Source organism: Streptomyces sp. WAC 04229, from assembly GCF_003947455.1.
Taxonomy (GTDB): Bacteria; Actinomycetota; Actinomycetes; order Streptomycetales; family Streptomycetaceae; genus Streptomyces.
This window is the reverse complement of the sequence record NZ_QHJH01000069.1, coordinates 1-13,103: the sequence shown is the minus strand read 5'-3', so window position 1 is coordinate 13,103 and position 13,103 is coordinate 1. Positions and strand designations below refer to the sequence as shown.

At 69.4% G+C, this 13,103-nt stretch carries 12 protein-coding genes; 9 read left to right on the top strand and 3 right to left on the bottom strand.

Annotated elements, in window-relative coordinates:
• Window positions 1-157: 157 nt before the first annotated feature.
• On the top strand, window positions 158-1,669 hold the full coding sequence (gene eccD, locus DMH12_RS19775; RefSeq protein ID WP_125492882.1) for a type VII secretion integral membrane protein EccD: 1,512 nt from the start codon (window positions 158-160) through the stop codon (window positions 1,667-1,669).
• A 47-nt stretch (window positions 1,670-1,716) separates the two neighbouring features.
• Here eccD and DMH12_RS19770 read toward each other — a convergent pair whose 3' ends face one another.
• On the bottom strand, window positions 1,717-2,013 hold the full coding sequence (locus DMH12_RS19770; RefSeq protein ID WP_125492865.1) for a DUF397 domain-containing protein: 297 nt from the start codon (window positions 2,011-2,013) through the stop codon (window positions 1,717-1,719).
• A gap of 301 nt (window positions 2,014-2,314) precedes the next feature.
• Between DMH12_RS19770 and rpsO the strand changes: the two genes are divergently transcribed.
• The 5 genes from rpsO to DMH12_RS19745 all read left to right on the top strand — a co-directional run bounded on the left by rpsO (window position 2,315) and on the right by DMH12_RS19745 (window position 7,772).
• Entirely contained in the window at window positions 2,315-2,602 is a 288-nt protein-coding gene (gene rpsO, locus DMH12_RS19765; protein WP_064730122.1) for a 30S ribosomal protein S15, read from the top strand.
• 303 nt (window positions 2,603-2,905) lie between these two features.
• Window positions 2,906-5,125, top strand: a complete 2,220-nt coding sequence (locus DMH12_RS19760) for a polyribonucleotide nucleotidyltransferase (protein ID WP_122615096.1) — start codon at window positions 2,906-2,908, stop codon at window positions 5,123-5,125.
• On the top strand, window positions 5,122-6,501 hold the full coding sequence (locus DMH12_RS19755) for a pitrilysin family protein (RefSeq protein ID WP_125492864.1): 1,380 nt from the start codon (window positions 5,122-5,124) through the stop codon (window positions 6,499-6,501). The genes DMH12_RS19760 and DMH12_RS19755 overlap by 4 nt, the downstream gene beginning before the upstream one ends.
• Before the next feature lie 26 nt (window positions 6,502-6,527).
• Window positions 6,528-7,280, top strand: a complete 753-nt coding sequence (gene dapB, locus DMH12_RS19750; protein WP_125492863.1) for a 4-hydroxy-tetrahydrodipicolinate reductase — start codon at window positions 6,528-6,530, stop codon at window positions 7,278-7,280.
• Window positions 7,281-7,316: 36 nt separating this feature from the next.
• Complete coding sequence (locus DMH12_RS19745; protein ID WP_125492862.1) at window positions 7,317-7,772, top strand: hypothetical protein; 456 nt, start codon at window positions 7,317-7,319, stop codon at window positions 7,770-7,772.
• A gap of 12 nt (window positions 7,773-7,784) precedes the next feature.
• Here the strand turns inward: DMH12_RS19745 and DMH12_RS19740 are convergent, their stop codons facing one another.
• Window positions 7,785-8,339, bottom strand: a complete 555-nt coding sequence (locus tag DMH12_RS19740) for a hypothetical protein (protein WP_125492861.1) — start codon at window positions 8,337-8,339, stop codon at window positions 7,785-7,787.
• A gap of 124 nt (window positions 8,340-8,463) precedes the next feature.
• Window positions 8,464-8,703 carry a hypothetical protein gene (locus tag DMH12_RS19735; RefSeq protein ID WP_125492860.1) on the bottom strand — a complete coding sequence of 80 codons (240 nt, stop codon included), beginning with the start codon at window positions 8,701-8,703 and terminating at the stop codon, window positions 8,464-8,466.
• A 176-nt stretch (window positions 8,704-8,879) separates the two neighbouring features.
• Here DMH12_RS19735 and thyX point away from each other — a divergent pair, with 176 nt between their 5' ends.
• The 3 genes from thyX to DMH12_RS19720 all read left to right on the top strand — a co-directional run bounded on the left by thyX (window position 8,880) and on the right by DMH12_RS19720 (window position 12,556).
• Window positions 8,880-9,620, top strand: a complete 741-nt coding sequence (thyX, locus tag DMH12_RS19730) for an FAD-dependent thymidylate synthase (protein ID WP_125492859.1) — start codon at window positions 8,880-8,882, stop codon at window positions 9,618-9,620.
• A gap of 197 nt (window positions 9,621-9,817) precedes the next feature.
• Window positions 9,818-10,717, top strand: coding sequence for a 4-hydroxy-tetrahydrodipicolinate synthase (gene dapA, locus DMH12_RS19725; RefSeq protein ID WP_125492858.1), 900 nt, complete (start codon window positions 9,818-9,820; stop codon window positions 10,715-10,717).
• Between the two features lie 153 nt (window positions 10,718-10,870).
• Window positions 10,871-12,556, top strand: a complete 1,686-nt coding sequence (locus DMH12_RS19720; RefSeq protein ID WP_122615089.1) for a ribonuclease J — start codon at window positions 10,871-10,873, stop codon at window positions 12,554-12,556.
• Window positions 12,557-13,103: the final 547 nt, after the last annotated feature.

Here is a 13,103-nt window from a genome sequence, read left to right as displayed (position 1 = left end):
TGCGCACTTGCGAACCCGCCGGGAACAGGGCCGGGAACCTTGTGGACCGCGCAACGCTCGGCAGAAGCGCACACCTGCCAGGCGTCCGGGCGGCGGCGAGGCCGCGTCCGTACCGCACCTTTCCGACATCACCTATGAGGGGGAACACCGGGTGACCATGACGGCCTCCGCGCCCACCGGCGCGACAGGCGGAGCGGGGGGCACCGTCGCCCCGGCCGCGGCGGGCTCGGGGCTCGGCTTCTGCCGGGTCACCATCGTTGCGCCCGACAGCCGCATCGACGTGGCACTGCCCGACGACGTACCGGTCGCCGACCTGTACCCCGAAATTCTGCGGTTCTCCCGGCAGAGTCCCGCTGAGGGCGCACCGGTCGGATATCACCTCGTACGACGGGACGGGACCGTCCTCGACAGTGCCCGGTCCTTTGCGGCCCAGCGCATCCTGGACGGCGAACTGCTCACACTGCGCCCGTTCGCCGACTCCCTCCCCCCGGCCGTCTTCGACGACGTCTCGGAGGCCGTCGCATCCGCCGTCACCCACGACCGCACCTTGTGGGACGGCGCGCTCACGCGCGTGGCCGGCCTGGTCGGCGCAGGGGTCCTCGCGGCGCTGTCGGCGTTCGTGGTCTGGAGTGCCCACATCCGCCACGACATGCACAGCCTGCAAGGCATAGTCGCCGCGGTCACCGGAGTCCTTCTCGTCACCTTCGCGTGTGTCCGAGCCCGCGTCTACGACGACCGGGGTTTCGCGGTCGCCCTCGGCCTGGGCGCGCTGCCGAACATCGCCGTGGCCGGTTCAGGACTGCTGCCGCTCGCCGACGGGCAGGGCGTCGGGCGGCTTCAGTTCCTGTTGGCGTGCGCGGCTGTCCTGGTCGTGTCCGTGGTACTCACCCTGGTGTCGCCGGGCGGCGACAGCCCCTTCGTGGCCTTCGTCTTCGGCGCGGCGATCGGCCTGCTCACGACGTTCGTGGCGATGCTGACGGACCTACGGCCCATGGAGGCGGCCGCGATCTGCGCGCCCCTGTCGGTGTGCGCCCTCGCCTTCCTGCCGGGCCTGTCCCTACGCTTCGCAAGGATCCCCATCGGCTTCGAGCCGCCCAACGGGCCGCGCGGCTCCTACTCGGCGGACGACACCGCCCCGGAACCCGTGGACGCCGAGCGCGTCGCCGCCCAGGCACGTCGCGGCCACGAACTCCTCGCGGGACTGGTCGGCGGCTGTGCGCTGATCTCGGTGGGCGCGTCGATCGTGCTGAGCTTCACGGACAACGTGTGGGCGCAACTGCTTACGCTCGCCACCGGGGTCGCGATGGTGATGCGGGCTCAGCTCTTCCGCTACACCGCTCAGGTCGCCGCATCGCTGGCCGCCGGGCTCGCCTGTCTCGTCTTCCTCGGTCTGGGATTGGCGATGAACCCCCCAGTGGAGTACTGGCACGACGCGCTCAAGGGCGACACCGGCGCCCTTGACATCCGCAGCGTGTGGCTGGCCGCGGTGGTCGTGGGGGCCGTGGCCCTGGTCACCGCGATCGGCTTGATGGTCCCGCGGCGCGGCGTGACGCCTTTCTGGGGACGGTTCATGGAGATCGCCGAAGTCTTCGTGCTGCTGACGTTGATTCCCCTGGCGCTCGCCGTGTTCGACGTCTATGCCGCGGCGCGGTCGATGTCAGGAAATTGAGGCGGATTGCGCGGGCGGCCGCCGCGTGGCCGCCGCCCGCCGGGATGCTACTGGCCGCCGCCCTCGGCATCCCGCCCCGCGGGCTCCAGGTCGAATTCCCCGTCCCGCGCCCCGAGCACGAACGCCCGCCACTCCGCCTCCGTGTACCGCAGCACAGTGTCCGGGTCCAGCGACGACCGCATGGCCACGGCACCCTCGGGCAGGTAGGCGATCTCCACCCGCTCCTCGTGCTCCTCGGTGCCGGGCGCGCTGTGCCATTCGACGCTGGAGATGTCGAGGGCGTAGAGCTCGTCCCGCTCCCGGTCCTTGCGCGCCTTGAGTTCCTGGTCCTCGGCATCGACCATGGTGGGCGGTCCTTCCTGCACTGCGAGCTGTCTGTGCGGTCACCCTACTTCTCGTCGTTCTGCCTGTTCAGCGGTTTGTGGATAACCGTGACCGCAAGGGTGGCGGACGGGCCGCCGAGCCTGGGGAAAAGGGCCTCCGTCCAGGCTGGTACGCTGTGTGACGGCCGTATGTGTACGCGCCCCCGGAGCCTGAGCCCTGGAGGCCGCGCCCAGCGGATCCCCGCCTTCCGAGTTACGGAAGATCCCCCGAGACGTAGACCGGGGGCACTCGGTGGCCACACACAGACTAAGAGGAGTACGCGTGTCGCTCGACGCCGCAGTGAAGAAGCAGATCGTCTCCGAGTTCGGTACCAAGGAGGGCGACACCGGCTCCCCCGAGGTCCAGGTCGCGCTCCTGTCCCGTCGGATCTCCGACCTGACCGAGCACCTCAAGACCCACAAGCACGACCACCACTCCCGTCGTGGTCTGCTGATCCTGGTCGGCCAGCGTCGCCGGCTGCTGCAGTACCTCGCCAAGAAGGACATCCAGCGCTTCCGTGCGCTGGTCGAGCGCCTCGGCATCCGCCGCGGTGCGGCGGGCGCCAAGTAGGACGCCGTGAAGGGAGCGGTTCCCATTCGTTCGGGGGCCGCTCCCTTTGCTGTACGTGCGCGGTGTCGCCCGCCCTTTGTAGTGTGGTATCAGACACAGCACGTACGACGTAGGACTCGACGAACGAAACGAGGAGAAGCGCGCTTCGCCGCCGCCGGTCCTCGGTAGTGGCCCCCGGGGGCAGAATCCCGGGTGCTTCGATCGAAGACCGGCCCGCATTGCACGGAACGCTTCTCCGGCATCGTCCCCCCGCCACACGGGCGGCGCGGGACAAAAGACGACAAAGTATCGGAGAAATCACTAGTGGAGAACGAGACCCACTACGCCGAAGCCGTCATCGACAACGGCGCGTTCGGCACCCGCACCATCCGCTTCGAGACGGGACGGCTGGCCAGGCAGGCCGCCGGTTCCGCCGTGGCCTACCTGGACGACGACACCATGGTGCTGTCGGCCACGAGCGCCTCCAAGAACCCCAAGGACCAGCTCGACTTCTTCCCGCTCACGGTGGACGTCGAGGAGCGGATGTACGCCGCCGGCAAGATCCCCGGCAGCTTCTTCCGCCGTGAGGGCCGCCCCTCCGAGGACGCCATCCTCACCTGCCGCCTGATCGACCGCCCGCTGCGCCCGTCCTTCAAGAAGGGCCTGCGCAACGAGATCCAGGTCGTCGCCACGATCATGGCCCTCAACCCCGACCACCTGTACGACGTCGTGGCGATCAACGCCGCCTCCGCGTCCACGCAGCTGGCCGGCCTGCCCTTCTCCGGCCCGATCGGCGGCGTCCGCGTCGCACTGATCCGCGGTCAGTGGGTGGCCTTCCCGACGCACACCGAGCTCGAGGACGCCGTCTTCGACATGGTCGTCGCGGGCCGCGCCCTGGAGGACGGCGACGTCGCGATCATGATGGTCGAGGCCGAGGCCACCGAGAAGACCGTCAAGCTCGTCGAGGGCGGCGCCGAGGCCCCCACCGAGGAGGTCGTCGCCGCCGGTCTCGAGGCCGCGAAGCCCTTCATCAAGGTGCTGTGCCGAGCCCAGGCCGACCTCGCCGCGAAGGCCGCCAAGCCGACCGGCGAGTTCCCCGTCTTCCTGGACTACCAGGACGACGTCCTGGAAGCCCTCGCCGGCGCCGTCAAGCCCGAGCTCTCCCAGGCGCTCACCATCGCCGGCAAGCAGGAGCGCGAGGCCGAGCTGGACCGCGTCAAGACGCTCGCCGCCGAGAAGCTCCTCCCGGAGTTCGAGGGCCGCGAGAAGGAGATCTCCGCCGCGTACCGCTCGCTGACCAAGTCCCTGGTGCGTGAGCGCGTCATCAAGGAGAAGAAGCGCATCGACGGCCGCGGTGTCACCGACATCCGCACCCTGGCCGCCGAGGTCGAGGCCATCCCGCGCGTGCACGGTTCCGCGCTGTTCGAGCGTGGCGAGACCCAGATCCTGGGCGTCACCACCCTCAACATGCTCCGCATGGAGCAGCAGCTGGACACCCTCTCCCCGGTGACCCGCAAGCGCTACATGCACAACTACAACTTCCCGCCGTACTCCGTCGGCGAGACCGGCCGCGTCGGCTCCCCGAAGCGCCGCGAGATCGGCCACGGCGCCCTCGCCGAGCGCGCGATCGTGCCGGTGCTGCCGACGCGCGAGGAGTTCCCCTACGCGATCCGCCAGGTGTCCGAGGCCCTCGGCTCCAACGGCTCGACGTCGATGGGCTCGGTCTGCGCCTCCACCATGTCGCTGCTGAACGCCGGTGTGCCGCTGAAGGCCCCCGTCGCCGGTATCGCCATGGGCCTGATCTCCCAGGAGATCAACGGCGAGACGCACTACGTCGCCCTCACCGACATCCTCGGTGCGGAGGACGCCTTCGGCGACATGGACTTCAAGGTCGCCGGCACCAAGGAGTTCGTGACCGCCCTCCAGCTCGACACCAAGCTGGACGGCATCCCCGCCTCCGTCCTGGCCGCCGCCCTCAAGCAGGCCCGTGACGCCCGCCTCCACATCCTCGACGTGATGATGGAAGCGATCGACACGCCGGACGAGATGTCCCCGAACGCGCCGCGGATCATCACCGTGAAGATCCCGGTCGACAAGATCGGCGAGGTCATCGGCCCCAAGGGCAAGATGATCAACCAGATCCAGGAGGACACGGGCGCCGACATCACGATCGAGGACGACGGCACCATCTACATCGGTGCCGCCGACGGCCCGGCCGCCGAGGCCGCCCGCGCCACGATCAACGGCATCGCCAACCCGACCATGCCCGAGGTCGGCGAGCGCTACCTGGGCACGGTCGTGAAGACGACCACCTTCGGCGCGTTCGTCTCCCTGCTGCCCGGCAAGGACGGTCTGCTGCACATCTCGCAGATCCGCAAGCTGGCCGGCGGCAAGCGCGTGGAGAACGTCGAGGACGTCCTCGGTGTGGGCCAGAAGGTCCAGGTCGAGATCGCCGAGATCGACTCGCGCGGCAAGCTCTCCCTGATCCCCGTGATCGAGGGCGAAGAAGGCGGCGAAGAGAAGAAGGACGACGGCGACAAGTGACGCCCCGTGGCTCCAAGGCGACGGCCCGCACCTCCTCGGAGGCGCGGGCCGTCGCCCGTACCCAAACCCTGATCAAGGGCGAGCACGGCACCGGCACGGTCCGCCGGACCACCCTCCCGGGCGGCCTGCGGATCGTCACCGAGACCCTGCCCTCGGTCCGCTCGGCGACCTTCGGCATCTGGGCCCACGTCGGTTCCCGCGACGAGACCCCGGCCCTGAACGGCGCCACCCACTACCTGGAGCACCTGCTCTTCAAGGGCACCCGCAGACGCAGCGCCCTGGACATCTCCGCCGCCCTCGACGCCGTCGGCGGCGAGATGAACGCGTTCACGGCGAAGGAGTACACGTGCTACTACGCACGCGTGCTCGACACCGACCTGCCGCTCGCCATCGACGTCGTCTGCGACATGCTGACCGGCTCCCTGATCCAGGAGGAGGACGTCGACGTCGAACGCGGCGCCATCCTCGAAGAGATCGCGATGACCGAGGACGACCCGGGCGACTGCGTGCACGACCTCTTCGCGCACACCATGTTCGGCGACAGCGCCCTCGGCCGCCCCGTCCTCGGCACCGTCGACACGGTCAACGCCCTCACCGCCGACCGCATCCGCCGCTTCTACAAGAAGCACTACGACCCCACCCACCTGGTGGTCGCCGCGGCCGGCAACGTCGACCACAACAAGGTCGTACGCCAGGTCCGCGCCGCCTTCGAGAAGGCCGGCGCCTTCCGTGAGCCGGTGGCCCCACCCGTGGCCCCGCGCGGCGGACGGCGCACCGTCCGGGCCGCCGGGCGCATGGAGCTGATCGGCCGCAGGACCGAGCAGGCCCACGTCATCCTCGGCATGCCGGGCCTGGCCCGCACCGACGACCGGCGCTGGGCGATGGGCGTGCTCAACACCGCCCTGGGCGGCGGCATGTCCTCGCGTCTGTTCCAGGAGGTCCGCGAGAAGCGCGGTCTCGCCTACAGCGTGTACTCGTACACGTCGGGCTTCGCCGACTGCGGCCTCTTCGGCGTCTACGCGGGCTGCCGGCCCTCGCAGGTGCACGACGTGCTGAAGATCTGCCGCGACGAGCTGGACCACGTCGCCGAGCACGGACTGACCGACGACGAGATCGGCCGCGCCGTCGGCCAGCTCCGGGGCTCCACGGTCCTCGGCCTGGAGGACACCGGCGCGCTGATGAACCGCATCGGCAAGAGCGAGCTGTGCTGGGGCGAGCAGATGTCCGTCGACGACATGCTGGCCCGGATAGCCTCGGTCACGCCGGACGACGTCCGCGCGGTCGCCCGCGACGTCCTGGGGCAGCGGCCCTCGCTGTCGGTCATCGGCCCGCTGAAGGACAAGCAGGCGTCCCGGCTGCACGACGCCGTCGCCTAACGATCCCCGGTAAGGAAGCAAGAGACATGAGCAAGCTGCGCGTGGCCGTCCTCGGTGCCAAGGGCCGGATCGGCTCCGAGGCGGTACGGGCGGTCGAGGCCGCCGAGGACATGGAGCTGGTCGCCGCCCTCGGCCGGGGCGACAGCCTGGACACGCTGGCCGGCACCGGCGCCCAGGTCGTCGTCGAGCTGACCACCCCCGCCTCGGTGATGGACAACCTCGACTACTGCGTGAGCCGCGGCATCCACGCCGTCGTCGGCACCACCGGCTGGACCGACGAACGCCTCGCGCGGCTGAACTCCTGGCTCGACGCCTCCCCGGAGACGGGCGTGCTCATCGCGCCCAACTTCTCCATCGGCGCCGTGCTCACCATGAAGTTCGCGCAGCTCGCCGCCCCGTACTTCGAGTCCGTCGAGGTCGTCGAGCTGCACCACCCGAACAAGGTGGACGCCCCCAGCGGCACCGCCACCCGCACCGCCCAGCTGATCGCCGAGGCGCGGCAGAAGGCAGGCTCCGCTCCGGCGCCCGACGCCACTGCCACCGCCCTGGACGGCGCCCGCGGCGCGGACGTCGACGGTGTCCCGGTCCACGCGATCCGCCTGCGCGGCCTCCTCGCCCACCAGGAGGTCCTGCTCGGCGGCGAGGGGGAGACCCTCACCGTCCGGCACGACTCCCTGCACCACAGCAGCTTCATGCCGGGCATCCTGCTGGGCGCCCGCCGGGTGGTCACCACCCCGGGCCTCACCTTCGGCCTGGAACACTTCCTGGACCTGAGCTGAGACCCGGCCCGGACCCCGAACAGAGCCCCTGACCCCATGCGCGCGAAGATCTCCTACCTCGTCACGGCCGCCGTCCTGGTCTTCTACTTCGTCCTGGCCGGCGGCCGCGGCGTGATGCTCATCGAGGCCGGCACACCCCTCACCGTCACGTTCGGCGTCGCGGTGCTGATCCTGCCGGTCATCGGCATCTGGTTCCTGTGGAAGAACACCCAGTTCGTCCGCAGGGCCAACCAGCTCGCCGCGGAACTCGACGCCGAGGGCGGACTGCCTGTGGACGACCTGAAGCGCACCCCCAGCGGCCGCGTCGACCGGGAGTCGGCCGACGAGGTCTTCGCCCTGCGCAAGGCCGAGACGGAGGACGCCCCGGACGACTGGCGCAGCTGGTTCCGTCTGGCCGTCGCCTACCACGACGCCCGCGACACCCCGCGGGCCCGCAAGGCGATGCAGCGGGCGATCGCCCTCCACGACGGCAAGCCCGTCGAGGCGGCCTGACCGCTGCGCGGCTCAGACCCGCCGGTACTCGGCGGCCCACGCCTCCACGGCGTCGGCCGCCCGGTCGAAGGCGTCCTCGCGGGCGAGGAAGTCGGAGTTGTGCGTGGTCAGCAGGGGTGGCAGCGGGTCCGTGGACCGGCCCTGCCGGACGAGGAGCAGCGCCTGCCCCTGCACCGTGCGCGGCAGCCCGAGCCAGCGCACCGGCTGCTGCACCGTGCGCATGCTGGCGACCTGCTGCCAGGCCACCGTGCGCGTGCTGAGGAAAGCCACCTGACGCACTCCGTGCGCGCTCACCCACACGCCCATGCGCAGCATCCGCAGGGCGCAGGCGATGACGACGGCCGCGATGCCGAAGACGACGCCGGCCGAGGACAGCGTGCCCGTAGCGGCGATGATCACCGCCGCGAGCAGCACGAACGAGGCGAGCAGCAGCATCAGCGCCGCCGCCCCCACCCGCCAGGGCCCCGGCCGGTAGGGCCGGCGCCACAGATCGCGGTCGTCGTACGGCAGCGCGACGTCGTCGGCCGCGTCGAAGGCGCGGTCGGCCGTCAGGAAGGGCAGGGGCACGGCTGGTCCTCACTCGTTCCATGGCACATGTCATGTGCTGTGCCCGGTGAGGCTACCGATCTGTGTCTGCGGTCACCACTCTCGGGGGTCCGGACGGAGCGGCCCCGACCGTCCCCCGGCCCGTCTAGCGTCCCTCGGACGCCTGTGACGGCTGCTTGTGCGGCGAGGGCTGGTCGGTCGACAGGGCGGGCATCCCGATCAGCAGGGAGCCCGCGATCCCGGCGACGACGGTGAGACCGAGCAGCCAGCGTCCGGCCTGCTGGCCGAAGGACGCCCGCTCGCGGGGAGGGGGTGTGACATTGCTGCGGAACCTGTCGGCTTCGGCGACGAAGGCGAACGGCACGGGTTCACGCCGGCGGATCATGGAGCTGCGTCTCCCTTCGGGGACTTACTGCTTCGCTGTTACTCATACAGACGAACGAACGCCCCTCCAGGTGCCCTGTTTCACCGACTTCATTGCGGCACGGCAGTGAAAGCCCGATTCAGCGGTGGCCGTAGAGTGGCCCCGCCAAACGACGAGCTGGGAAGGCCCTCCACACCGTGACCGACACACCCCCCGACGACTCCAAGATCGAACTCCGCAGCGACGTCACCGTCGAGCTGGTCAAGAGCAGCGCGACCGACTCCGACGTGCTGTTCGCCGCCCGTGTCTCCACCGTCGGGGAGCAGTCCCTCGCGGAGCTGGACAAGGACCCGGAGCGCTCCAAGGGCCTGATCAACTACCTCATGCGGGACCGGCACGGCAGCCCGTTCGAGCACAACTCGATGACCTTCTTCATCAGCGCCCCGATCTTCGTCTTCCGCGAGTTCATGCGGCACCGCGTCGGCTGGTCGTACAACGAGGAGTCCGGCCGCTACCGGGAGCTCCAGCCGGTCTTCTACGTCCCGGACACCTCCCGCAAGCTGGTCCAGCAGGGCCGGCCCGGCAAGTACGTCTTCGTCGAGGGCAGCCCGGAGCAGTACGAGCTGGTGGGCGGCGCCATGGAGGACTCCTACCGCCAGGCGTACGCCACGTACCAGCGGATGCTCGCCGCCGGTGTCGCCCGCGAGGTCGCCCGCGCGGTGCTCCCCGTCGGCCTGTACTCCTCGATGTACGCCACCTGCAACGCCCGCTCGCTGATGCACTTCCTGGGCCTGCGCACCCAGCACGAGCTGGCGAAGGTGCCCTCCTTCCCGCAGCGGGAGATCGAGATGGTCGGCGAGAAGATGGAGACGGAGTGGGCCCGGCTCATGCCCCTCACCCACGCCGCCTTCAACGCCAACGGCCGCGTCGCGCCGTAACGCGTCCCGAAGCCGGGCACACATGTGCGCATCAGCCGTGCGAAGTGTCCGTATTGCGGCGTTTCGAGAAGTTCATCTAGCCTGATCAAAGGGACCCGGCACTGCTTGAACCCCCGAGCAGGCAGTGCCGGGCTCCACATACCTCTCGACAGGCCCTAAGGCAGACCCCGCCCTGAGCAACGAGTAGCGTGTAACCCATGGCTCCGACCTCCACTCCGCAGACCCCCTTCGGGCGGGTCCTCACCGCCATGGTCACGCCCTTCACGGCGGACGGCGCACTCGACCTCGACGGCGCCCAGCGGCTCGCCGCCCACCTGGTGGACGCAGGCAACGACGGCCTGATCGTCAACGGCACCACCGGCGAGTCCCCCACCACCAGCGACGCGGAGAAAGCGGACCTCGTACGAGCCGTACTGGAGGCGGTCGGCGACCGGGCCCACGTCGTCGCCGGCGTCGGGACCAACAACACCCAGCACAGCATCGAGCTGGCCCGCGCCGCCGAGCGCGCCGGAGCACACGGCCTCCTGCTGGTGACGCCGTACTACAACAAGCCCCCGCAGGAGGGCCTCTACCTGCACTTCACGGCGATCACCGACGCCGCCGGGCTGCCGGTCATGCTCTACGACATCCCCGGCCGCAGCGGCGTCCCGATCAACACGGAGACCCTGGTCCGCCTCGCGGAGCACCCCCGGATCGTCGCGAACAAGGACGCCAAGGGCGACCTCGGCCGCGCCAGCTGGGCCATCGCACGCTCCGGACTCGCCTGGTACTCCGGCGACGACATGCTGAACCTGCCGCTGCTCTCCGTGGGCGCGGTCGGCTTCGTCTCCGTCGTCGGCCACGTCGTCACCCCGGAACTGCGCGCCATGGTGGACGCGCACGTCGCCGGTGACGTACAGAAGGCACTGGAGATCCACCAGAAGCTGCTCCCGGTCTTCACCGGCATGTTCCGGACCCAGGGCGTCATGACCGCCAAGGCCGCGCTCGCCCTCCAGGGGCTGCCCGCCGGACCGCTGCGCGCGCCGATGGTCGGTCTCACGCCCGAGGAGACAGACCAGCTCAAGATCGATCTTGCCGCCGGCGGGGTACAGCTCTGACAACAGACTTCGCACCACCGCACGGCCGCACGGACTTCACAACTGAATAGGCGGGCCACCGGTGCCCGCACCCCATACGACAACTGCTTCTGCACGAACGTCACGCGCGCCACGTGCCCACCGGTACGTGGCGTGCGTGGTGAGGAGAGTCTTTTGAGTCATCCGCATCCTGAACTGGGCCGTCCCCCGGCGCTCGCGAAGGGCGGCCTCCGGGTCACCCCGCTCGGCGGCCTGGGCGAAATCGGCCGCAACATGACGGTCTTCGAGTACGGCGGCCGTCTGCTGATCGTCGACTGCGGAGTGCTCTTCCCCGAGGAGGAGCAGCCCGGAATCGACCTGATCCTGCCGGACTTCTCGTCCATCCGGGACCGCCTCGACGACATCGAGGGCATCGTCCTCACCCACGGGCACGAGGACCACATCGGCGGCGTCCCCTTCCTCCTGCGCGAGAAGCCGGACATCCCGCTGATCGGCTCCAAGCTGACCCTCGCCCTCATCGAGGCCAAGCTCCAGGAACACCGCATCCGCCCGTACACCCTCGAGGTGGCGGAGGGGCACCGCGAACGCGTCGGCCCCTTCGACTGCGAGTTCGTCGCGGTCAACCACTCCATCCCGGACGCGCTGGCCGTCGCCATCCGCACCCCCGCGGGCATGGTCGTCCACACCGGCGACTTCAAGATGGACCAGCTCCCGCTGGACGGCCGCCTCACGGACCTGCACGCCTTCGCGCGCCTGAGTGAGGAGGGCATCGACCTCCTCCTCTCCGACTCGACGAACGCCGAGGTCCCCGGCTTCGTCCCGCCGGAGCGGGACATCTCCAACGTCCTGCGCCAGGTCTTCGCCGGCGCCCGCAAGCGGATCATCGTGGCGAGCTTCGCCAGCCACGTCCACCGCATCCAGCAGATCCTGGACGCGGCGCACGAATACGGCCGCCGGGTCGCCTTCGTCGGCCGCTCCATGGTCCGCAACATGGGCATCGCCCGGGACCTCGGCTACCTCAAGGTGCCGCCGGGCCTCGTCGTGGACGTCAAGACCCTCGACGATCTGCCGGACAGCGAAGTGGTCCTGGTCTGCACCGGGTCCCAGGGCGAACCGATGGCCGCGCTGTCCCGCATGGCCAACCGGGACCACCAGATCCGCATCGTCAACGGCGACACGGTGATCCTGGCCTCGTCCCTCATCCCGGGCAACGAGAACGCGGTCTACCGCGTGATCAACGGCCTGACCCGCTGGGGAGCCAACGTCGTCCACAAGGGCAACGCCAAGGTCCACGTCTCGGGCCACGCCTCGGCCGGTGAGCTGCTGTACTTCTACAACATCTGCCGTCCGAAGAACCTGATGCCGGTCCACGGCGAATGGCGCCACCTGCGCGCCAACGCCGAGCTGGGCGCCCTCACCGGCGTTCCGCACGACCGCATCGTCATCGCCGAGGACGGCGTCGTCGTCGACCTCGTCGAGGGCAAGGCGAAGATCTCCGGCAAGGTCCAGGCGGGATACGTCTACGTCGACGGCCTCTCCGTCGGTGACGTCGGCGAGCCCGCCCTCAAGGACCGCAAGATCCTCGGTGACGAGGGCATCATCTCGGTCTTCGTGGTCATCGACTCGTCCACCGGCAAGATCACCGCGGGTCCGCACGTCCAGGCCCGCGGCTCGGGCATCGAGGACTCCGCGTTCGCCGCGGTGCTCCCCAAGGTGACCGAAGCACTGGAGCGCTCGGCCCAGGACGGGGTCGTCGAGCCCCACCAACTCCAGCAGCTGGTGCGCCGGACGCTCGGCAAGTGGGTCTCGGACACGTACCGGCGCCGGCCGATGATCCTCCCTGTCGTGGTGGAGGTCTGACGGCCCGTCGGATCTCCGGCAGCGTCAACCTGGAGCGGGGCGCCTCGATTTGCATCGAGGCGTCCCGCTCCAGTACGTTTACAACTCCGCTCGGACGGGCACCCGACCACTTCGTGGATCGGAGCCGCCCCCGGAGGGCGGGAATTCCGACTCAGAATCTCTGATAGAGTCGGAGCCGCCGGAAAGGGAAACGCGAAAGCGGGAACCTGGAAAGCACCGAGGAAATCGGATCGGAAAGATCTGATAGAGCGGAAACGCAAGACCGAAGGGAAGCGCCCGGAGGAAAGCCCGAGAGGGTGAGTACAAAGGAAGCGTCCGTTCCTTGAGAACTCAACAGCGTGCCAAAAGTCAACGCCAGATATGTTGATACCTCCGGCCTGATCGGTTCATCCGGTTCAGGTTGAGGTTCCTTTGAAATACACACAGCGAGGACGCTGTGAACGGTCGGATTATTCCTCCGACTGTTCCGCTCTCGTGGTGTCACCCGATTACGGGTAAACATTCACGGAGAGTTTGATCCTGGCTCAGGACGAACGCTGGCGGCGTG